This is a genomic window from Exiguobacterium undae DSM 14481 (genome assembly GCF_000620805.1).
GTDB classification, from domain to species: domain Bacteria; phylum Bacillota; class Bacilli; order Exiguobacteriales; family Exiguobacteriaceae; genus Exiguobacterium_A; species Exiguobacterium_A undae.
Genome location: NZ_KK211187.1, coordinates 2,404,098 through 2,425,752, shown reverse-complemented (window position 1 = coordinate 2,425,752; position 21,655 = coordinate 2,404,098). Strand labels below are relative to the sequence as shown.

The 21,655-nt window shown below is 47.0% G+C and carries 18 protein-coding genes; 16 read left to right on the top strand and 2 right to left on the bottom strand.

Annotation, left to right across the window (positions count from 1 at the left end; genetic code table 11):
• Positions 1–116 precede the first annotated feature (116 nt).
• The 14 genes from P397_RS0113320 to P397_RS0113255 all read left to right on the top strand — a co-directional run bounded on the left by P397_RS0113320 (position 117) and on the right by P397_RS0113255 (position 13,521).
• Positions 117–680 (top strand): glycerol-3-phosphate responsive antiterminator, encoded by a 564-nt coding sequence (locus P397_RS0113320; protein ID WP_026833733.1) that lies wholly within the window; start codon positions 117–119, stop codon positions 678–680.
• Positions 681–870: 190 nt separating this feature from the next.
• Positions 871–1,695, top strand: coding sequence for an MIP/aquaporin family protein (locus P397_RS0113315; protein ID WP_026833732.1), 825 nt, complete (start codon positions 871–873; stop codon positions 1,693–1,695).
• 34 nt (positions 1,696–1,729) lie between these two features.
• A complete protein-coding gene (gene glpK / locus P397_RS0113310; protein ID WP_026833731.1) occupies positions 1,730–3,220 on the top strand; it encodes a glycerol kinase GlpK in 1,491 nt (496 codons plus the stop codon).
• A gap of 133 nt (positions 3,221–3,353) precedes the next feature.
• Complete coding sequence (locus P397_RS0113305) at positions 3,354–5,009, top strand: glycerol-3-phosphate dehydrogenase/oxidase (RefSeq protein WP_028106850.1); 1,656 nt, start codon at positions 3,354–3,356, stop codon at positions 5,007–5,009.
• A gap of 139 nt (positions 5,010–5,148) precedes the next feature.
• The gene (locus P397_RS0113300) at positions 5,149–5,832 is read left to right on the top strand and encodes a DsbA family oxidoreductase (protein WP_026833729.1); all 684 of its coding nucleotides are present in this window, start codon (positions 5,149–5,151) and stop codon (positions 5,830–5,832) included.
• Positions 5,833–5,862: 30 nt separating this feature from the next.
• Positions 5,863–6,852, top strand: coding sequence for a lipoate--protein ligase (locus tag P397_RS0113295; RefSeq protein ID WP_028106849.1), 990 nt, complete (start codon positions 5,863–5,865; stop codon positions 6,850–6,852).
• Between the two features lie 51 nt (positions 6,853–6,903).
• A complete protein-coding gene (locus P397_RS0113290) occupies positions 6,904–7,791 on the top strand; it encodes an SDR family oxidoreductase (protein ID WP_026833727.1) in 888 nt (295 codons plus the stop codon).
• A gap of 124 nt (positions 7,792–7,915) precedes the next feature.
• Positions 7,916–9,460 carry a fatty acid--CoA ligase family protein gene (locus tag P397_RS0113285; protein ID WP_028106848.1) on the top strand — a complete coding sequence of 515 codons (1,545 nt, stop codon included), beginning with the start codon at positions 7,916–7,918 and terminating at the stop codon, positions 9,458–9,460.
• 76 nt (positions 9,461–9,536) lie between these two features.
• Entirely contained in the window at positions 9,537–9,971 is a 435-nt protein-coding gene (locus P397_RS0113280) for a methylglyoxal synthase (RefSeq protein ID WP_026833725.1), read from the top strand.
• A gap of 97 nt (positions 9,972–10,068) precedes the next feature.
• Complete coding sequence (locus P397_RS18015) at positions 10,069–10,224, top strand: hypothetical protein (protein WP_167331063.1); 156 nt, start codon at positions 10,069–10,071, stop codon at positions 10,222–10,224.
• 128 nt (positions 10,225–10,352) lie between these two features.
• Positions 10,353–11,018, top strand: coding sequence for a response regulator transcription factor (locus tag P397_RS0113270; RefSeq protein ID WP_026833724.1), 666 nt, complete (start codon positions 10,353–10,355; stop codon positions 11,016–11,018).
• Positions 11,015–12,388 carry a sensor histidine kinase gene (locus P397_RS0113265; RefSeq protein ID WP_028106847.1) on the top strand — a complete coding sequence of 458 codons (1,374 nt, stop codon included), beginning with the start codon at positions 11,015–11,017 and terminating at the stop codon, positions 12,386–12,388. Before P397_RS0113270 ends, P397_RS0113265 begins: the two co-directional genes overlap by 4 nt.
• A gap of 118 nt (positions 12,389–12,506) precedes the next feature.
• Positions 12,507–12,992: a competence protein ComK gene (locus P397_RS0113260; protein ID WP_026833722.1), complete on the top strand. Its 486-nt coding sequence runs from the start codon at positions 12,507–12,509 to the stop codon at positions 12,990–12,992.
• Between the two features lie 106 nt (positions 12,993–13,098).
• The gene (locus P397_RS0113255; protein WP_026833721.1) at positions 13,099–13,521 is read left to right on the top strand and encodes a hypothetical protein; all 423 of its coding nucleotides are present in this window, start codon (positions 13,099–13,101) and stop codon (positions 13,519–13,521) included.
• Between the two features lie 88 nt (positions 13,522–13,609).
• Here the strand turns inward: P397_RS0113255 and P397_RS0113250 are convergent, their stop codons facing one another.
• Positions 13,610–13,951: a hypothetical protein gene (locus P397_RS0113250; RefSeq protein WP_026833720.1), complete on the bottom strand. Its 342-nt coding sequence runs from the start codon at positions 13,949–13,951 to the stop codon at positions 13,610–13,612.
• A gap of 59 nt (positions 13,952–14,010) precedes the next feature.
• Positions 14,011–14,391, bottom strand: coding sequence for a truncated hemoglobin (locus P397_RS0113245; protein WP_026833719.1), 381 nt, complete (start codon positions 14,389–14,391; stop codon positions 14,011–14,013).
• A gap of 205 nt (positions 14,392–14,596) precedes the next feature.
• Between P397_RS0113245 and addB the strand changes: the two genes are divergently transcribed.
• Both addB and addA read left to right on the top strand, forming a co-directional pair.
• Positions 14,597–18,028, top strand: a complete 3,432-nt coding sequence (addB, locus tag P397_RS0113240) for a helicase-exonuclease AddAB subunit AddB (RefSeq protein ID WP_028106846.1) — start codon at positions 14,597–14,599, stop codon at positions 18,026–18,028.
• Complete coding sequence (addA, locus tag P397_RS0113235) at positions 18,025–21,576, top strand: helicase-exonuclease AddAB subunit AddA (RefSeq protein ID WP_028106845.1); 3,552 nt, start codon at positions 18,025–18,027, stop codon at positions 21,574–21,576. The genes addB and addA overlap by 4 nt, the downstream gene beginning before the upstream one ends.
• Positions 21,577–21,655 lie beyond the last annotated feature (79 nt).

Sequence of the window (21,655 nt, the reverse complement as noted above, 5' to 3'; positions counted from 1 at the left end):
GTTAAGCTATACCCTATTTTAGTTGTTCCTTTCATTTGTTTTCATGAAAAGAACAATTGCGAAACCGGGTGGAAAAACGACATACTAAGAACAAATCAAAGAAATGGGGACAAAAGATGACGTACTTTGGTCAAAAGATTTTGCCGTCTGTCAGAAAGTTAGAAGACTTTGAGAAAATGCTGAAAAGTCCGTATGAGTACGGGGTATTACTAGAAATGCATGTGTCCCGGCTCAAGGCGGTGTATGAATTGGCTCACCGTTATGATAAAAAAATGTTTTTGCACATGGATTTAGTTCAAGGGTTAAAAAATGATGAGTTCGCGACGGAATACGTCTGTCAAGAACTGAAGCCGTACGGTGTCATTTCGACGAAAGCGAGCGTCATCCTGAAGGCGCGCCAAAAAAAAGTCAAGACGATGCAACGGATGTTCTTGCTCGATTCGAGTTCGTTAGAAAAAAGTTACCATTTGATGGAGCGAACCCAACCCGACTACATCGAAGTCTTACCCGGACTGATGCCGAAGTATATCGAAGAGGTCAAACGAAAAACCGGGAAATTGGTGTTTGCCGGTGGTTTGATTGATACGGTCGAGGAAGTGGAGCAAGCGATCGCAGCAGGGGCCTCAAGTATCACGACATCCAATAAAGAGTTGTGGAAATACTTTGAACCAAACAAATGAAAACGCTATGATAAAAATCACATAAATCGTTTGACAGCGTTTTCATCGATTGTTATAGTGAAAACAAGTTGATACGAAGTGACGGAGAAATCGGAGATTCACGCTTTCATGCTTTTTGAGATCATTCAAAAAGCCGAGGCGCGAATCTCTTTTTTTGTTGCTTTTTTCACATACAAAGGGGGAAGAACATATGTCACCAGTACTAGCAGAATTTTTAGGAACAGCACTGCTTGTTGCACTCGGTAACGGCGTTGGAGCAGGTGTGACGTTATCTAAATCCTATGCGAAAGATGCAGGATGGATCGTCATTACCTTTGCTTGGGGATTTGCGGTCGCTTTATCCGTGTATGCAGTCGGACAGTTCAGTGGGGCGCATCTTAACCCGGCCGTTACACTTGGACTTGCCTTTGACGGATCATTTGCCTGGGGAGATGTACCAGGATATGTGATCGCGCAAGTGTTAGGCGGTATTGTAGGAGCGAGCATTGTCTTTGTGCATTACTTACCGCACTGGGCGGAAACAAAAGATCCAGCGGCGAAACTGGGCGTCTTTGCGACTTCACCAGCGATTCCGCATACGTTTTCGAACGTGATGAGTGAATTGATTGCGACATTTTTACTTGTTGTCGGGATTTTATCGATTGGTGCCAATACGTTTTCGGACGGTTTAAATCCATTGATCGTCGGCTTCTTGATTGTCAGTCTTGGGATGTCATTTGGCGGTACGACAGGATATGCGATGAATCCGGCGCGTGACCTTGGTCCACGGATTGCCCATTTCCTCTTACCGATTGCCGGAAAAGGATCATCCAATTGGCGTTACGCTTGGATTCCGGTTCTTGGTCCGGTCCTTGGCGGAAGTCTTGGCGGATTGTTTTACCGTTCGGTCTTCTCCGGAAAAGATACACCGGCATTTGTGGTCGTCGGACTTGTGACGATTGTCATATTAGGTTTATGCTATAAGTTCGGTGTTCGTCCGAACAAATCAACGTCAGTGAAGTCGAAGTCAGCTTAAGCTTAACTTACTAGATACAAAGGATGGGGAAGAGATGGAGAACTACATTTTGTCACTAGATCAAGGAACAACCAGTACACGGGCGATTTTATTCAACCGCTCCGGGGAAATCGTTCATTCGGCACAACGTGAGTTTACGCAGTATTTTCCAAAACCGGGTTGGGTCGAACACAACGCCAATGAGATTTGGGGCAGTGTCCTTGCTGTAGTTGCGACGTGTTTAACGGAAGCAAACGTCAAGGCGACACAAATCGCTGGGATCGGAATCACAAACCAACGTGAAACGGCTGTCGTCTGGGAGAAAGAGACAGGAAAACCGATTCATAATGCAGTTGTCTGGCAATCGAGACAAACTGCTGAAATTTGTGAAGAGTTGCGACAAGCCGGGCATGCAGAGCTGTTCCGTTCGAAAACGGGATTGTTGATCGATGCGTATTTCTCCGGTACGAAAGTTAAATGGATCCTTGATCATGTCGAAGGTTCACGTGAGCGAGCTGAACGCGGGGAACTTCTTTTTGGAACGATTGACACGTGGTTGATCTGGAAGCTGTCAGGTGGGAAAGCCCACGTCACAGACTACTCCAATGCCAGCCGGACGTTAATGTATAACATTCATGAACTCAAATGGGACGACGAATTGCTGGACATCCTCGACGTCCCGAAAGCGATGCTTCCGGAAGTCCGTCCATCGTCTGAAGTGTATGCACACACAGCCGGGTATCATTTCTTCGGTGAATCTGTGCCGATCGCAGGCGCAGCAGGCGATCAGCAGGCGGCTTTATTCGGACAAGCGTGTTTCGAGCAAGGTATGGCCAAAAACACGTATGGAACAGGTTGTTTCATGTTGCTCAATACGGGAGACAAAGCCGTGACGTCTGAACACGGATTATTGACGACCATCGCTTGGGGAATCGACGGGAAAGTCCAATACGCCCTCGAAGGCAGTATCTTCGTTGCCGGTTCAGCGATTCAATGGTTGCGCGACGGTCTTCGTCTCATCAACGATGCAAAAGAAACAGAAGCCTACGCGAAGCGTGTGACATCTTCGGATGGTGTGTATGTCGTACCGGCATTCGTTGGTCTCGGTACACCGTACTGGGATTCAGATGTGCGTGGAGCGGTCTTTGGTCTGACGCGCGGAACCGAAAAAGAGCACTTCATTCGAGCGACACTTGAATCTCTCGCTTATCAGACACGTGATGTCTTGACGGCGATGGAACAGGATTCTGGAATCGAGATGTCTGCTTTACGTGTCGACGGTGGTGCGGTCAAAAATGATTTCCTCATGCAATTCCAAAGTGATATCATTCAAGCGCCGGTCGAACGTCCGGAAATCAATGAGACAACAGCGCTCGGAGCGGCTTACCTTGCAGGTCTTGCTGTCGGCTTCTTCGAAAACCAAGAACAGATTGCCGCGCAGTGGCAGATGGATCGCCGTTTTGAGATGGATATGGCCGAACAAGAGAGTGAAGCACTCTACGGCGGATGGAAAAAAGCAGTACAGGCCGCAATGTTGTTCAAGTAATGTGAGATATGTTATAGTAAGGACAAGTTAATAAACCGGTCGGAGAATATGGAGAGACCACAGCAACAGTTGACACCGTCAGCCTGTTTGTTGTGGTCTCTTTTTTTTCGAACCCAAACAGGAGGAACTATTCATGGCAAACCAATCATTTTCAAGCAAAAACCGTGCAGAGGTCTACAATCGATTAACGCGTGAAGAACTGGATCTACTTGTCGTAGGTGGAGGGATCACAGGAGCTGGAATCGCACTTGATGCCGCGTCACGTGGCATGAAAATTGGACTCGTTGAAATGCAGGACTTCGCAGCCGGAACGTCAAGTCGTTCAACGAAATTGGTGCATGGTGGTTTGCGTTACTTGAAACAATTTGAAATCCAAATGGTCGCCGAGGTCGGGAAAGAACGTGCCATCGTTTATGAAAACGGACCCCACGTCACGACACCGGAATGGATGTTGTTACCGATGCACAAAGGCGGTACATTCGGACCGTTCAGTACATCAATCGGTTTACGTGTCTACGATTTCTTAGCCGGAGTCAAACGTTCCGAGTGGCGTTCGATGTTATCGTCAAAAGAGACGCTTGCAAAAGAACCACTCGTAAAACAAGACGGTCTTAAAGGCGGCGGTTACTACGTCGAATACCGGACAGATGATGCCCGTCTGACGATTGAAGTCATGAAAGAAGCGGTCGCACACGGTGCTCGCGTCATTAACTATACAAAAGCCGAAGAAATTCTTTATGAAGCGGGTAAAGTCGTCGGGATGCGCGTGACGGATCTTGAGACGGGTGATGTCCACGAAATTCGTGCGAAAAAAGTCGTCAATGCTACAGGTCCATGGGTCGATGAGTTGCGTGAAAAAGACGGTTCGAAAGTCGGAAAACAGCTTCGTCTGACAAAAGGGGTTCACGTCGTCATCGATCAGTCGAAATTCCCGTTAAAACAAGCCGTCTACTTCGATACACCGGACGGTCGGATGATCTTTGCGATCCCACGTGACGGAAAAGCCTATGTCGGGACAACAGATACATTCTTCGACAAAGATACGTCACATCCGAAATTTACGGTGGAAGATCAAGACTACGTCCTCGATGCGATTCACTACATGTTCCCGGACGTCAAAGTGACAGCAGAAGATGTTGAATCGAGTTGGGCCGGTGTTCGTCCGTTGATTTATGAACAAGGGAAAGACCCATCAGAAATTTCACGAAAAGACGAAGTATGGCAGTCTGAATCAGGCTTGATTACGATTGCCGGCGGGAAACTGACAGGTTACCGCAAAATGGGCGAGCACGTCGTTGATCTCGTCGCAAAACTCTTGAAACAAGAAGACAATGTGGCGTATGCCCGTTGTTCGACAAAAAACATGCCGATTTCAGGTGGACATGTCGGAGGAGCGACCGGATTCGCGAAATTCCTCAAAGCGCAAGCACCGGCTAACGGTCTAACTTCGGAGGAAGTCTTGTTCCTCGCTAAACGCTACGGCTCGAACTTACCGGATGTTCTTGCCTATGCAACGGAATATGATGCAGCAGAAACGGAACTGCCGCGTGATGTCTACGCGCAGCTTCATTACGGAATCGATCACGAGATGGTCGCACGTCCAATCGACTTCTTTATCCGTCGGACGGGGGCAGTCTTCTTTGATATTGCTTGGGCACGTCAGCATAAAGAAGCAGCCATCAAAGAGATGGCACGTCATTTGAACTGGACGTCAGCTCAAACGGCAGAATATACAAAAGAACTCGACATTGAAATTGAGGATGCGGCACACGCACTCGTCACAGAATAAAAGCAGCTGTAGTCAAAAACTCCTTCGCTTTCGGGTGAAGGAGTTTTTGGTGTCTCCGGAAATCAGATTCATTGCAAGCGGCTGCTCGGGCGATTATGCTAAATGTACATGACACTCACTAAAAAGGAGATGGAACAGGATGAAAGTAGAAGTTTGGTCAGATTACGCATGTCCGTTTTGTTATATCGGTAAAAAACGTTTGGAAAAGGCAATTGAGGCAAATGGTGCAACGAACGTCGAGGTAGAATTCAAAAGTTTTGAGCTTGATCCGGCAGCACCTGAAACACCGACGATGGGGCTGTATGAAATTTTAGCGGCGAAGTACGGAACATCCGTGGAACAAGCGCGATCGATGTCACAAGGAGTCGTCGATTCCGCGAAGACAGACGGTTTGGCATACGAAATGGATCGTGTCATTCCGGCAAACACATTTAAAGCTCACCGCCTGACTCAACTCGCTAAAAAACATGATAAAATGGATGAGGTATCAGAAGGATTGTTCCAAGCCTATTTCATGAACGGTGAAAATTTAAATGATGATTCGATCTTGACGCGGATTGCGACCGAAGCTGGACTGGAGACAGCAACCGTCGAGGCATTTCTCGCATCTGATGAGTCTTCTGATGAAGTTCGCCAAGAAGAAGACATGGCTCGTGAACTAGGTGTCACCGGTGTACCGTTCTTTGTATTCGACCGGAAGTATGCGATTTCCGGTGCGCAACCGGTAGAGGCATTCAGTCAAGTGTTGGAACGAGTCCAACAGGAACAAAAAGTAGAAATCGTTGCCGAAGGTGATGCCTGTGGTGTAGACGGCTGCAACTAAATTCGATTGTAAAAGGAGAACATGAAACTTATGAAATTCATTTTCCATCCAGAAATTCACGATGCACGGATTAACCTTGCTGTAGAGGATTTCATTTTGAACAACCTGAATGTCAGCGAAGAGGATTATTTCCTGTTTTACATCAATGGTCCATCGATCATTGTCGGGAAGAATCAAAACACGAGTGAAGAAGTTAACTTAAAGTATGTCGAGGAAAACGGGATTCATGTCGTCCGCCGTCTGTCAGGCGGGGGGGCCGTCTATCATGATCTGGGGAACTTGAACTTCAGTTTCTTGACGAAAGATGACGGAGACTCCTTCAACAACTATAAAAAATTCACGGAACCGGTTGTTCAAGCACTGCATAAACTCGGAGTCGAAGCAGAATTATCGGGTCGGAACGACATTCATGTCGGGACACGAAAAATCAGCGGGAACGCCCAGTTTACGACGAAGGGTCGAATGTTCAGCCACGGCACATTGATGCTCGATTCAAACATTGAAGAAGTCGTCAATGCTCTTGTCGTCAGTGAAGAAAAAATGCGTTCAAAAGGGATCAAATCCGTCCGCAGCCGCGTCGCAAACATCTCGGAATTTTTGACAGAACCGTTGACGATGGATGATTTTGTTGAACATCTGTTGGCTTCGATTTATGAAGGGAAAGAAATGGAACGTTATGTTTTGACGGAGGAAGACTGGGCGAAAGTGCATGCGATTTCAGCAGAACGTTACGGGAACTGGGATTGGAATTTCGGGAAATCACCGAAGTTTGATGTCATTCACAAAAAACGTTTCCCGATCGGAACGATTGATTTCCGTCTGAACGTCAAAAAGGGAATCATTGAAGAAGCGAAGATTTACGGTGATTTCTTTGGTGTCGAGGATGCATCGGAAATCGCTCGGGCGCTGGAAGGGAAACGGTATGACCGGACCTCTTTACGGGACGTGTTGAGTCAGTACGAATTAAAGAAATATTTTGGTGCCGTTGAACTCGATGAAGTACTCGACGTTTTAGCATAAGCTTTTTTGGGAAAACTCTTTCTATCAACTTGCATAGGGGGAGCTTTTTTCATGGGCTACAATAAAGATAACTTTTTAGAGGGTACATTAAACGACTTCATCAATTTTGAAAAAGTTTCCGAAGGCTTACCGAAAACGGAAGACCAACAGCCGTTACCGTATTATGAGCGGGACGATTATCGTGCTGCCGGAAAATTAAAAGGAAAAGTCGCGATCGTGACAGGCGGGAATTCAGGAATCGGACGAGCCATCTCGATTGCTTATACATTAGAAGGTGCTAAAATCGTCATCGCGTTTTACGGCGATCAAGAAGGCGCAGAAGAAACAAAAGCCCGTCTTGAAGAGTTGGGTGGAGAAGTATTACTGTCGCAAGGAGATATCGGTGACGGTGCTTACTGTGAAGAGCTTGTCAAGAAAACGATTGACCGGTTCGGACGTCTCGACATCGTCGTCAACAATGCGAGCATGCAAAAACCGGAAGAATCGTTGCTCGACATCACGGACGAATCGATGGAAAAAACGTTCAAGACGAACATCTTCGGGATGATGCGTTTGGCACGGGCAGCTCTGCCGCATTTGACACTCGGATCAGCCATCATCAATACGACGTCTTCGACGGCATACGAAGGAAACGCCTTGCTGATTGATTATTCGTCGACAAAAGGGGCAATCGTCAGCTTCACACGCAGTCTGTCGATGAATCTCGCGAAACAAGGAATTCGTGTCAATGCTGTTGCACCGGGTCCGATTTGGACACCGTTGATCACGGATACGTTCCCTGATGAGTCTGTGAAGACGTTCGGTAAGAATACGCCAATGGATCGCCCGGGACAGCCGGCCGAAATGGCTTCTGCTTATGTGTTCTTGGCGTGTAACGATTCCAGCTATATGACGGGACAAGTTCTTCATCTAAACGGTGGCGTCATCGTCAACGGCTAAAAAGAAAGAGCGTGAAAACGTTTCCATAAAATGCTACACTATCCATACAGGCGGACACGTCATGTATGGATTTTTTTATGCTAAAAATGAATGGTTATTCATTCGAAAGGGGAAACTAGTTATGATGGGATTGATTCATTCGGTGGAAGAAACAGCGCGGCAACGTCCGGATAGCATTGCGTACGTATTCGAAGAGACCGCAGTCAGTTATCGCGAATTTGTTGAAAAGTTTCACCGGGCAGCCGGAGCACTTGAGGCACACGGCATTCGTAAAGGGGATCACGTGGCTCTTATTCTCGGGAACAGTCCAGCTTTTTTAGTCGGTTACTATGCCGTCATGAAGCAAGGGGCAATCGCTATCCCGATCAATCCGACCTATACGCCGGATGAACTCGGTTATATCTTGATGAACGGGGATGTCAAAGGGATTTTGGGGATTGCACCACTTGTCGAGGCGGCCAAAGAGCGTTTGGTGCATTTACCGCACCTTGCTGTTGTTGTCTCTGTGCCGTTTAACGGTCAAATCGGTCCGGACGAACAGCTCGGAAACGTTCGCTTCACGACACTTGAAAACTGGCTTGAGATTGATCACCCGATTCAAGACGTGACCTATGAACTCGATGAAACCGCAGTTATTTTGTACACGAGTGGAACGACGGGGAAACCAAAAGGTGCGATGTTGTCACATCGTAATCTGACATCAAATGCGCGTTCCATCGGGGAATACTTAAATGTCTCGGAAGAGGACCGGACATTAGCTGTCTTGCCGATGTTCCATGTCTTTTGTTTGACGGTTGTCGTCAATGCGTCGCTTGCACATGGCGCAACAATCGTCATCGCCTCCCGTTTTTCACCACAGGAGACCTTTGAACTGGCGAAAAAAGAACGGGTCACGATTTTTGCCGGTGTACCGACGATGTATAACTTCTTGTTACAGACTGTGAAGGCGCATCCGGCATACGCCGACCATTTTGCGACGACACGGTTGTTTGTTTCCGGTGGCGCAAGTTTACCGGTTCCGTTACTGCAAGCGTTTGATCAGACGTTTAATTGTCATATTCTCGAAGGGTATGGACTATCGGAAGCGTCGCCGGTGACATGTTTTAATCCACTGAACGGAATTCAAAAACCCGGATCAATTGGTCCGTCGATCATCGATGTCGAAAATAAGGTCGTCGATGAATTGGGTCAGGACGTACCGGTTGGTCAGGTCGGCGAATTGATCGTACGAGGACCAAACGTCATGACAGGGTATTATAAGATGCCGGAAGAAACACAAGCGACGTTAAAAGAAGGTTGGTTGTATACAGGGGATTTAGCGCGACGTGATGAAGATGGGTATTTCTACATTGTCGACCGGAAAAAAGACATGATCATCGTCGGCGGATACAATGTCTACCCGCGTGAAGTCGAGGAGGTGCTGTACCAACATCCTGCTGTCGTCGAAGCAGCCGTCATCGGCATACCGGACGAAGAGATGGGAGAAGCGGTCAAAGCGTTCGTCGTCGTGCGTGAGCCGTTGACTGACAAAGAAGTCCTCGATTTTTGCGCCGTATCGCTCGCAAAATACAAATGTCCGACACGGATTGAATTCATTGATCAGCTGCCGCGAAATACGACGGGGAAGATTTTACGGACCGTATTGAAAAAGCAACCGACGAATTCATGAGGTCGATTACAAAAAGAGCTTCAGGTTTCTGAAGTTCTTTTTATGTGCATATTAAAGAGAGAGGGGGAGGATTCAAATGAATATTGCTTTGATTGCACATGACGAAAAAAAAGATGAGATGATGATGTTCACCCGGGCATATGAAACGTATTTTTCGAAAAATACGTTGTATGCCACCGGGACGACGGGACAACGCATCATGGAGGCGACGGCGTTAACCGTTCACCGCTGTAAATCAGGTCCACTCGGCGGCGATCAAGAAATTGGCGCGATGGTTGCTCGGGGTGAAATCGACATCGTGATTTTTTTACGCGATCCGTTGACCGCTCAACCACATGAACCGGACGTGTCTGCCTTGATTCGGTTGTGTGACGTCTATGATCTGCCGCTCGCGACGAATGTCGGGACCGCTGAAATTTTAATCAACGGATTGGAACAGGGTGAATTCAAATGGCGTGACATCATTCGAAAACGGCATGAAGTGGAACAGCAGAAATTTTTGAAAGATTAAATCTCTGAGAACGCTTCTCATTTTCTATCAACCATGCTATAGTCGTATTGAGGATGATACTGATTATCAATTGCGATGGAAAAGGGTGGCGAAAACAATGGAGATTATTTTAATGACAGGCGTAACAGTCTTACTTGGTGGCGGTGTAACGTTCCTAACACACGTAGTGAAAACGGAACGTCGTCATGTATCGGCGAATGTGAAAACACATGTAGAACGTGCAACGTATCCATCGTTGCGCCTTGTAAAATAATTGTTTTGTTCCGTGCGCCTCTCTTTTCTATGAAAGAGAGCGTTTTTTTTGTACATTTTTTTAATTCTCCCATAATTCTGCGGAAATCCTTTGTTACACTAAAAAAAAGAACTTAAGCAGGAGTGATGATGATGCATACGATTTATTTAGTCGATGATGAAGTGAACTTGAACCGTGTCTTAGTCAAGTATTTGGAACAGGAAGGTTGGCAAGTTAAATCGTTTACATCAGGAGAAGCTGCGGCATCTGCCATCATTGAAAAACCTGATTTATGGATACTCGACATCATGTTGCCGGATTTGGACGGTTTTCAATTGATCAAACGGATTAAAGCGCATGACGAGACGACACCGGTCATTTTCATCTCAGCCCGCGATGAAGACATCGATAAGATCATTGGGCTGGAGATGGGATCAGACGATTACATCGCCAAGCCGTTTCTGCCGCGCGAACTGGTCATTCGTGTGAAGAAGATTTTGGCACGCGCCTACGCCGCACCGAAAACCGGTGTCATTCGGTATGGGGATTATATGATCTATCCGGAAAAACGTGTGATTGAAGAGAATGGTCAAGAGATTGATTTGACCTCAAAAGAATACGACTTATTGATTTTATTCGCGACACAAATCGGGACACCGATGTCGCGTGAACAAATCCTGGTCAGTGTCTGGGGAGACGATTACTTTGGATCTGATCGCGTCGTCGACGATCTTGTACGCCGTGTCCGAAAAAAGCTCTCAAAACTTGAACTCGAGACGATATATGGTATCGGATATCGTCTGGTGGCTGCATGAAAAACCGGAGTCTAGGTTTTCAAATCTGGGCGATGTTTTTATTAGTCATTGCCACGCTCTCGATTGTGATCTTGGTCGTCATGCGCTCGTCGATCGGTAACTTCATCGATGAACAGGTGTATGCGACACTCGAAAACAGTGAAGTGTTTTTCTCGGAAGATGCATCCGTCATTGAGATGCTCCAAGAAAATCCGATTGAATTCGATCGACGAAAACAAGAGTCACGATCGGTTAACGTCTTGTTATTATCAAAAAACGGTAAGCTGTATTATGGCGGTGCGCCCCAACAGTTGGTCAATCAAATGTATCGGGATGCCATTGCGCAAGAAGATGAGATGGAAAAATATACGACACGTCTCGACAAGGAAGATGTTTACTACAGCATCTTGAAGATGGAGATTAAAGGTGAAACGTACTACCGTGTCTCATACGTCTGGGATGCCTATCGTCAAGAATTGATTTCGCAATTATTCTCAAAAATCGGCTGGGTCGTGGCGATCGTCAGTATCTTGACATTGTTCATCGCATTTTGGTTGGCACGTCGACTGACACAACCGTTGATTGAAATTGAAGGGGCTGTCGGAAAAATCGCTGCCCAGCAGTGGGATACACCGCTTCCTCTTGATCGTGGAGACGAGATCGGCCGTTTGGCCCGTTCCGTCAATGCGATGCGAATGGATTTGGAAAAGCAGGACAAGGCCCAAAAATCCCTGTTGCAAAATATTTCTCACGATCTAAAAACACCGATCATGGTCATTCGAAGTTATGCCCAGTCGATTTCAGACGGTATTTATCCCGACGGTGACCTGACGGGATCGGTTTCCGTCATTGAAGAGGAAGCCGAACGGTTGGAGAAAAAGGTGGCCGCGTTGTTGTATGTGACGAAATTGGACTATTTTGAGCTGGATCGTTCGAAATGGGATCATGTGGATCTGGACCGGATGGTGCATTTGCTGCAAAAACGGTTTGTCGGGACAAAAGCATTGACCTGGAAAATCTCCGGTGAGGCTGGAATCGTGTTAGGTGAAGGCGAACAATTGCGTGTGGCACTGGAAAACGTGCTGGACAATGCAATCCGTTACGCCGAAACGACGATTGCGATCCGTTTATCCGGAACAGCGGAGACGGCAACAATCGAGATTGAGAACGATGGTCCGCCGCTTGATGCTTCATCCCCCCTGTTCCACCAATTTTCGCGTGGGAAGGAAGGGAAGTTTGGTCTTGGATTATACATCGTCAAGCGGATTGTAGAACGTCATGAAGGAACGGTGACGATCGAAAACCAGACGGCGGGAAATGAAAAGGATAAAGTGTGTGTGAAATTTAATTTTCCACGTCACTTCCGAGATCAAGCACCACTAAAAAAATAAGATCTTAAAAAACGAGATAGTCATATCTCGTTTTTTATTTCGGGAAATAATGCCGATGCTCAGCCGGATTCTTCTTAATCTGATATAACCAAATTAATACAAGAAGGGAGAAATCAAAATGCCACATAAAATCACGGAAAAAACGTTAGCACTTATTCCCCGATATGGTCCGTACGGGGAACCGCAAACCTTACTTATTCAAGAACAATCTGAAGTGGTATTAGATGGACACCCCATCAAGTTCATCGAAGAATCTTGTCTGTATTTTGGTTCCTCGATGCGCGGACGAATTGAAGCGGCCCGCCACGTACTGGGACCAAATCGGAAAACACCGGTCTTGATTGACTGGAAGGCACAGACGATTTTCTTTCCGACAACAGCCAAGGAAAAAGCAGAGTGTATCTGGATTAATTTTAAGCAGATGAAGGCCGTCCAGAAAAAAGGGAAAACGGTTCAAGTCGAGTTTCAGACCGGACAACGAATTGACACGGAGGTTTCGGCGTACAGCATTGAACGGCAACGGATCAAAACGCTTGAACTCGCATATGAAATGCAACGGAGATTTCAAGAAGAACGACCGATGACGTTTAATAAACCACGATAAGTGGAACATCTTAACAGGAATCTTTAGCAAATAAAGCGAATTAATCCATGAGTGCATAAGAGAGAGAATCGAAGGGGAGGTGAAGCGATCAAACGATCGCTACACAATGAATGAATCATATGAATGGTTAAACCGAAGAAAACTACAACCGGGATTTGGTGTAAACGGAGGACGTCGTTTTATCAGTTCGCGTATCGTCCGTCCGGAAAATACGCCAGGTAAGCGGGTCAAAGGTGTCAAACGGGCACGACAACTGATTGTGGACGAAGCGGGAAATCGCCGTTGGGTGACGAAACGAATCGTCGTAACGGATGCAGCAAAACATATGACAATCAACCGCCGGACTTCTGTTGCGCAAAAAGAAGTGACAGAATCACGCCTTGAACAGGTCAAACAAAAATTGACTTCGAAAAAAGTGTTCCTGCCGGTCTTGGCAGCGACTGGACTTGCTGTCGCAGGCGGGGTATTAGCATATGTACTTCGTCGGAAAAAACGACATGCAGCTGAACGTCCCGAACAACAATCGTAATTGAACCGATAAAAAAAGCCGTGCTCCCCATCAACTGATTGTGGGAGAACGGCTTTTTCAATGAGAAAACGTTTCGAGACGCGATTTTTTACAGGAATCGTTTACGAATCGACGTTGAAAGTGCTTTTTCAGAAATCTCTTCTAATTCTTTTTGGTTCGTTGGATCGAAGCTATCATTGTAGAAGCGACCAACAAATTCTACGCGGTCATAATCCAGTTCCTTGAAAATCAAATGCTTATGATCATCGTAGAATACGACGCGATAATAATCAGAACCACGCTCTAGTGTGACAAGAGCTCGTATGTGTTCCAGTCGTTTTTGTTCATCCGACTTTTCTTCTTCGACGGTTTCATCTGTCGTTTTTGCAGCTTCAGCTTGTTCGAGTGCATTCTTTACCAATTCACTCTTTTGATCTTGTTCTTCAGTCATAGTTATCGCCTCCACTTTTTATTTTACATTGAAATGTACGGATGAGAAAGAAAAATCCCTTAGCCGCCTCGGTGAGCGTCGCAAATCCGGAGAACATTCAGCGCACCGATTCGTAATCGTTCGATTAAACGGGCGGCAGCCTCCGGATTCGAAATGGTCTCAGCAACCGCGAGTGTCATCAGTTCAATCCAACGTTCAGCATGCGCCTGCTCGATCGGCAAAAGACGATGGATCATCGCAAGGTTCATGCGCTCATCATACTGCTCATATTGTTTGGGTCCACCTGTCAGCTGGATTAAAAAAACGATTTGTGCTTGTTCAACCCGCTGACGGTCAGTCGGGAATAAAGGGAGAAGAAGTTCATCCGCATAAACCTGTTCATAAAATCGTTTAACCAGTTGTTCAATTGCTTGACGTTTTCCGAGTTCTTCGTAGAGCATCGATGTCCCTCTTTCTGTACATACGGTGTGAATCATCTTGCGACATATCATTATGCCAGTCTTTACCCCTTTTTTGCAACTACGGATCCGGTACCTGATTCATAGCTTGTCCCAAAATTGAATGGAAAAAACTTACGACATCACCGGACGTTTGTTCGCATTTATGCGATAATGTACATATGAAAACAACTAGAGGAGGTTGAATATGAATTATATGCATCTAGGTCGTGCCGGTACAGGTAAAACCACAAAGCTGATTGAGCGTGTTGTCGATCAATTGACGGAACAACCGTTAGGCCCGCCCATCTTTTTTATCGTTCCGGATCAAATGTCATTTGAAATGGAACGACGGATTGCGATTGATCCGCGCTTATCCGGTCTTGTGCGAATGGAAGTCATGAGTTTGCGGCGATTTGCGTTCCACATCATCCGTGACCATGGCAATCAAGCGATTCCTTTTTTGGATGAAACCGGTACGCAACTGTTGTTGCGGCAAGTAGTGGAGGAAACGGAAGAAGATTTGAAAATCTTTAAACGAACGAAAAATATGCCCGGTTTTTATAAGGGATTGGATGAACTGATTGCCTCGTTCAAACGGTCGTTGGTGGATCCGGATATGTTACGTCAAATCAGTGAAGTATCGCCTGAACGTTCACCGAAGCTGAATGACTTGGCGTTGATTTATGAACGGTTTACAGAGCGGATTGAAGACAAAGCCCTGCATGCGGATGATTACTTTACAACCCTTATTGAGTTGTTGCCGCAAGCCAATCTGGGACAGGCATGTGTCTATGTTGATGGATTTTATGAATTTTCTTTGCAGGAACAACAAGTGTTGCTTCGTTTGATGGAATTGACGCAAGATATGCATATCAGTTTTACGTTAGACACGGAGGATCCTCATGCCAAACAATCGGAATTTGGTGTATCGCAACGGTGTTACATGCAATTACTGGAACAGATGAAAGAACGTCAAATCGACCATGAATCCATTCATTACCAGCAACCCGTAAAATTTAAAAGCAGTGGATTACAGATACTCGAGCAAGCGTTGCTGGCACCGGGTTATCCGGCCGTCGATCAGGAAGTGGATGGGGTGACGGTTACGGCCGCGGTCAATCGGCAAGTCGAAACGGAAGCGGCCGTCAGAAAAGTCATTCAGCTGGTCCGCAACGAAGGATACCGTTTCAATGAAGTGGCGTTTCTTGTCCGTCACCTCGAGCCGTATGCCGATCATTTGGAACGTGCTTTCCAGCTGTATGATATTCCTTATTTTTTGGATCAACGGGAACCGATGGTCCATCATCCGATCGTGGAGTTGTTGCATGCCGTCCTCGAAATCATTCTGACGGGTTACCGGGAAGAATCGGTTTTCCGATTACTGAAAACAGAATTGATTCCATTGCCGGCAGATGATTCGCGCTTGGCGCTTGATCGTCTGGAGACGTTTGTCTTGGAGCGGGGGATCAAAGGTTCCATGTGGAAAAAGCCATGGCAACTGAAACGTCGTCTGGCAGACGAAGTCAGTCTGACTGATGAGGAATTAAAAGAAGAGAATGCGTTGAACGAATGGCGTCAGTTTCTCGTCGATGCGATTGAACCGCTCGAAAAACGGTTTAAGGCCTCGCGGACGATGAGTGAATATACACGTGCCTTGTACCGTTTTTTAGAAGAACATCAGTTGACGGACCGGTTGATGATTTGGAAACAAGAAGCGCTCGATGCGAATCAGTTGGGTCATGCCCGTGAACATGATCAGGTGTATGAAGCAGTACTCCATCTCTTTGAACAATTGGAAGCGGCAGCGCCGGAAACAACCCTTTCGACGGAACTGTTTATCCAAATGGTCGAAACGGGTCTTGAAAGTCTCCGCTTTGCGCTTGTTCCGCCGTCCCTCGATCAGGTGATTGCAACCGACTATGTCCGGGGACGCTTGCAGCAAATAAAAGTCGTCTTTCTGCTTGGAGCGAACGATGGATTGATTCCGTTTGTCGAGGATCAGTCGAAGCTGTTATCAGAGAGTGATCATGACTTTTTACATGATCATGGTGTTCCGGTCGGCAAAGCATCACTTGATGTATTTGATGACGAATTGTTTTACCTGTATCAAGGAGTGACGGCACCAAGTGAAGCGCTCCACATCAGCTACGCGCTCGTTGACGAGGACGGGAAGGCTTTGCAACCCGCCTCAATCGTCAAACAAATCAAACGTCAACTGTTGCAGGATCGTCCTGTCAAAACGTCCTTTGCAGAGGCCGGCGACCATGCACCGGACGATCAACTTCAATTCGTGACGAGTCCGGATCGTGCCGCTGCTGCGACCGCAATCGAATTACGGCGATTGCAACGCCGGTATCCAATCCAACAATCATGGTTTGATGTCTACAATACGTTGCTCGAAAATGGTCAGGGGCGGGAACGGATGGCTTTGTTCTCGAGTGCGCTGTTTTATCAAAATCAAGCGGAGTCCTTACCGGATGACTTGGCCCGTACGTTGTATGGGGACAACATCAAAGCGAGTGTCTCACGGTTTGAAACGTACAATGCCTGCTCGTATAAACACTTTGCGCGTTACGGATTACGGCTGAAAGAACGGAAATTATATAAATTCGAAGCGCCGGATATCGGCAATCTGTTCCACGGTGCGCTCAATGATCTCTCCGTCAACATCAAGTCGTCCGGTCAGCACTGGCGGGATTTGGATGATCAGTCGTGCAGCCGCCTGGCAAAGGAAGCCGTCGAAAAGGTGACGCCGGAAATTCAAAATGCGATTTTGATGAGTTCGAACCGTTTTGGATACATTAAGAAAAAGCTGACGGATGTCGTTGAGCAGACTGCCAAAATGCTAGTCAAACAAGCAGAACGATCGGACTTCGAACCGGATTTATTCGAAATCAGCTTTGGGAATGCGATGTTCCCGCCGCTTCGGTTTGCTTTACCGGACGGAACGGAAATCGAATTCACAGGGCGGATCGACCGGGTCGATCAAGCGACGATTGGTGACCAATTGTATGTCCGGATCGTCGACTATAAATCGAGTGCCAAAGAACTGGACTTTGCTGAAATCTATTACGGTTTAGCGATTCAGATGCTGTTGTATCTCAAGACCGTCGTCGAGCAGTCGGAAGTACTCTTCAACCAGCAAGCAAAGCCGGCAGGAGCACTGTATTTCCACGTCAAGAATCCGATGTTACGCGGCGATTTATCGGCTGACGAAATCGAACGCAGCCGCTTGTTGTTGGAGTCGTATCAAATGCAGGGCGTCATCGTCGAAAATGATGAAGTGCTTCGGGCGATGGATCAGATTGCTTACGATGAACGGAAAAAATCACCACTCGTCAAGGTGACGTTCACAAAAATGGGTCTGCACAAATCCCATACCAAAGGGGTCGTGAAGGAAGACGAATTAAACGCCTTGATGGATCATGCGTGGGATGAACTGAAAACGAGCAGTCAGTCGATGTATGAAGGAGATATTGCGATTGATCCGTTTGATTATCAAGAACGAACCCCTTGTACGTTTTGTGAATATCGTTCGGTCTGTCAATTTGATGAATCCCTCGGAAATGATTACCGGCGACTCGACGCCTTGTCAGAAAAAGAAGTCTTGGAACGGTTGAAGGAGGATACAGAATGAGTGTGCAATGGACAGACGAACAACAACAGGCCATCGATGCCAGAGGCGGACATATTCTGGTCTCGGCAGCAGCCGGTTCGGGAAAAACGGCCGTTTTAGTCGAGCGGCTGACACAACGGCTCATCAATCAAGAGGATCCATTGACAGCCGACCGGATTCTCGTTGCGACATTTACGAATGCGGCGGCAAAAGAAATGAAGACACGTGTCATCGAGGCGATTGAAGAACAGATTGAACGGTCACCGGAAGATGTGTACCTCAAAAAACAACGACAGATGATGAACCGGGCTCAAATTACGACGATTCACTCGTTCTGCTTATCGATTCTGCGGGAAAACTATTACCGGATTGGTCTTGATCCCGCGTTTCGGATTGCGGAAGAAGCAGAATTGTTATTGTTGCAGGACGACGTCCTGGAAGAAGTATTCGAACAGTTTTATGCGGATGCGGATCCTGCCTTTTACGAGCTGATTGACAGCTATACATCAGACCGGGACGATCAGGCAATGCTGAACCTGATTTCGAATCTGTATCGTTTTTCCCGTTCGCTTCCGGACCCGGAAGCCTTTTATGAACATTTGATTGCCCAGTACGATCAACCGGTGGATCCGGATGAATCACACTTGTTGACCCGACTGCTTGAGCTCGAATGGGAGCGGGTTGCACCGGTCGTCAACCGCTATCTGGAATTGTCTCATCGGTTGCGGGCTGCCGGTTACGGCGAAATGGCGGATCTGCTGATTCAAGATGTTGCGCCGATTCGGCAAGTCGATCCCCGACGCGACCGTTGGACGACCGTCGCCCTCGCTTTTCAAGCGGTCGAATTCGGACGTTGGAAAAGTGTCCGCGGGGATGAGGACATGAAAGTGTTTCAAGCCGAACGGACGCGTCTCGTCGGCGATCTGAAAAAGATGCGGGACTTGTTTGTTCAAAAAGACGGAGTCGATTATTTGGAGGACTTGCGTTCGCAACTCGGACACGTACAGATGATTGTGACATTAGTGCGTCGTTTCTCTGAAGCGTATTTAGAAGAAAAACAACAACGGGGAATCGTTGACTTTTCGGACCTGGAACATTTTGCGTTAGCGATCTTGGAACAGGACGGAGAAACGACGGATGTCGCCCGATTGTTGCAGGAACGTTTTGTTGAAGTGCTGGTCGATGAATACCAAGACACGAATGAAGTGCAGGAGCGAATCTTAAAACTCGTTTCTCAACCGGATGAACAGACGGGAAACCTGTTTATGGTCGGTGACGTCAAACAATCGATCTACAAATTCCGTCATGCGGAACCGGGTTTGTTTCTCAACAAGTTTAAACGGTTCCGCCAAACGGATGTCGGGACACGAATTGATTTAACCAAAAACTTCCGGAGCCGTTTGGAAGTATTGGACGGGACAAATCATATCTTCCGACAGGTGATGGATGAAGCAGTCGGAGAAATTGATTACGATGAGGCCGCTTATTTAAGATTAGGAAATCTCGGGTACATGGAATCCGATCAAGTTGCTCCGGAATTGTTGTTGATTGATCAAGTGGAAGCGAATAAGGAAGAACTCGAAGCACAAGTGATTGCGACACGCATCATCGAGATGGTAAACGATGATCATCCGTATCTTGTGTTTGATGCCAAACAAAAACGATTCCGAAAGTGCGAGTACCGAGATATCGTCGTTTTGGTCCGGTCGCGCGGTAAACGTGTTCAGGCGCTCGTGGATGTATTCGAACAATACGAGTTGCCTGTCTATGCCGACACGACGGGCGGCTATTTTCAAGCAACTGAAATTCAAATCATGATGGCATTACTGAAGACGATTGATAATCCGTTGCAGGACATTCCGTTAGCGAGTGTCTTACGGTCGCCGATTTTTGGATTGACGGACCGGGATTTAGGCAGAATTCGGGCAAAATCAAAAGAGGCGAGTTTTTACGAAGCGGCGGTCACGGTCGCACAAGAGCAGACACCGCTCGGAATACGGGTGGATGAGGCGCTTCGACAACTTCAAGCATGGCGGACGGAAGCCAGAGGGAAATCACTGGCCGCCTTGATCCGTTCGTTGTTCGATCAGACCGGTTATTACGAATATGTCGGGTGTTTAAACGGCGGTCGGAGTCGACAAGCCAACCTGAATGCCCTCTATGAACGAGCCACACAATATGAAGCTTCCGGATACCGGGGTCTGTATCGATTCCTCCGATTGATTCATCGTCTGGTAGAGCGCGGCGAAGACTTTTCAGAAGCCCGTTCTTTAGGTGAGGATGAGGATGTCGTTCGGATCATGACGATTCATCAATCAAAAGGATTGGAATTTCCGGTGACGATTGTCAGTCAGCTCGGGAAGCAGTTTAATAAGCAGGATCAAATCCAAGCCATCCAATTGCATAAAACATATGGCATCGCATTAGACGCCATTGATCCGGTAAAACGACTCCGCTCGGGAACGCTTTTAAAAGAAGTCATCCGCCGGGAGATGGACCGTGAGATGAAAGCGGAAGAGATGCGTGTGCTGTATGTCGCGATGACACGGGCAAAAGAAAAATTAATCCTGGTTGGTGCCATCAAAGGATTGGAAGAACAACTTGCTAAATGGCAAGATCAGCCGCTTGATGAGTTGCTGTTACCGGAAATCAACCGACGTAATGCAAAAACGTATGCTGATTGGGTTGCTCCTGCCGTTTTACGCCATTTCATGTTGAGTGAAGGCGAACAGCAGTGGTCTTTACGCATCATGGCACCGGAAGAGATTGCCCCTTATCAAGAACTGACGAAAATGATTGATCAACTGGAACATGTCCGGGTGTTGGAAAAAATCGATCATGCAGGAAACGAAGCATTAAAACAGCGGATTGAAGAAGCCTTGACGTATCAATATCCGTATCAAGCCGCAAGCGACACGGCAGCCAAACAAACCGTGACAGAATTGAAACGGACCGAACAGCTCGAACGGGCGGCTTTTGAAGCGACGTACCGGCAAGCGACCTATTACCGGACACCACAATTTTTGGGGCCTACTTTGACAGGGGCCGAGCGGGGAACGGTTCTTCATTTGGCGATGCAATTGTATGAAGCGAATCGTCCTCTCGAAGAGCAAATTACCGGGTGGGAGCAAGGGGAACGGGTTTCTGCTTTAGAAGCCGGTACGATGCGCGAAGCAGTGCCGGAGCTCAAGGCGTTTCTTGATTCCGAAATCGGACAGCTTTTTGAGCAGCGCCTTGCGACAGGAGACGTCTACCGGGAATTGCCGTTCACCTATAAAATCGATTCCGTCCGATTCCGTCCGGATTGGTATGGTCCGAGTGATCAAGCCGTCATGCAGGGGATTGTCGATTGTCTGATACGTGACGGAGAGGAGTATATTCTTTTAGATTATAAATCCGATCAAGTCTTTGAAACGGCTGACAGCCAAGACCCACACGAGATGTTACGGGAACGCTATGCGACCCAGTTGAATTTATATCAAGAAGCGCTGGAAGCGATTTTGAAAATCACGATATCCAAAAAACTGATTTATGCTTTTTCACTTCACGAACTGATTGAAATCGATTAAGAAAGTTTTGTCGAACAAACGTCTAACCAACCTGTTTTGTCACACGTCTTGTGATCAGAACAAATTGGTTAGACGATTT

Bases quoted from the DNA above. Each gene is read 5' to 3' on its own strand.
- P397_RS0113315 (WP_026833732.1), top strand. From the start codon at position 871: ATGTCACCAGTACTAGCAGAATTTTTAGGAACAGCACTGCTTGTTGCA.
- P397_RS0113290 (WP_026833727.1), top strand. From the start codon at position 6,904: ATGGGCTACAATAAAGATAACTTTTTAGAGGGTACATTAAACGACTTC.
- P397_RS0113285 (WP_028106848.1), top strand. From the start codon at position 7,916: ATGGGATTGATTCATTCGGTGGAAGAAACAGCGCGGCAACGTCCGGAT.
- P397_RS0113260 (WP_026833722.1), top strand. From the start codon at position 12,507: ATGCCACATAAAATCACGGAAAAAACGTTAGCACTTATTCCCCGATAT.
- P397_RS0113270 (WP_026833724.1), top strand. From the start codon at position 10,353: ATGATGCATACGATTTATTTAGTCGATGATGAAGTGAACTTGAACCGT.
- P397_RS0113295 (WP_028106849.1), top strand. From the start codon at position 5,863: ATGAAATTCATTTTCCATCCAGAAATTCACGATGCACGGATTAACCTT.
- P397_RS0113280 (WP_026833725.1), top strand. From the start codon at position 9,537: ATGAATATTGCTTTGATTGCACATGACGAAAAAAAAGATGAGATGATG.
- P397_RS0113305 (WP_028106850.1), top strand. From the start codon at position 3,354: ATGGCAAACCAATCATTTTCAAGCAAAAACCGTGCAGAGGTCTACAAT.
- P397_RS0113300 (WP_026833729.1), top strand. From the start codon at position 5,149: ATGAAAGTAGAAGTTTGGTCAGATTACGCATGTCCGTTTTGTTATATC.
- P397_RS0113245 (WP_026833719.1), bottom strand. From the start codon at position 14,391: ATGCTCTACGAAGAACTCGGAAAACGTCAAGCAATTGAACAACTGGTT.
- P397_RS0113250 (WP_026833720.1), bottom strand. From the start codon at position 13,951: ATGACTGAAGAACAAGATCAAAAGAGTGAATTGGTAAAGAATGCACTC.
- glpK (WP_026833731.1), top strand. From the start codon at position 1,730: ATGGAGAACTACATTTTGTCACTAGATCAAGGAACAACCAGTACACGG.
- addA (WP_028106845.1), top strand. From the start codon at position 18,025: ATGAGTGTGCAATGGACAGACGAACAACAACAGGCCATCGATGCCAGA.
- P397_RS18015 (WP_167331063.1), top strand. From the start codon at position 10,069: ATGGAGATTATTTTAATGACAGGCGTAACAGTCTTACTTGGTGGCGGT.
- P397_RS0113255 (WP_026833721.1), top strand. From the start codon at position 13,099: ATGAATGAATCATATGAATGGTTAAACCGAAGAAAACTACAACCGGGA.
- P397_RS0113265 (WP_028106847.1), top strand. From the start codon at position 11,015: ATGAAAAACCGGAGTCTAGGTTTTCAAATCTGGGCGATGTTTTTATTA.
- P397_RS0113320 (WP_026833733.1), top strand. From the start codon at position 117: ATGACGTACTTTGGTCAAAAGATTTTGCCGTCTGTCAGAAAGTTAGAA.
- addB (WP_028106846.1), top strand. From the start codon at position 14,597: ATGAATTATATGCATCTAGGTCGTGCCGGTACAGGTAAAACCACAAAG.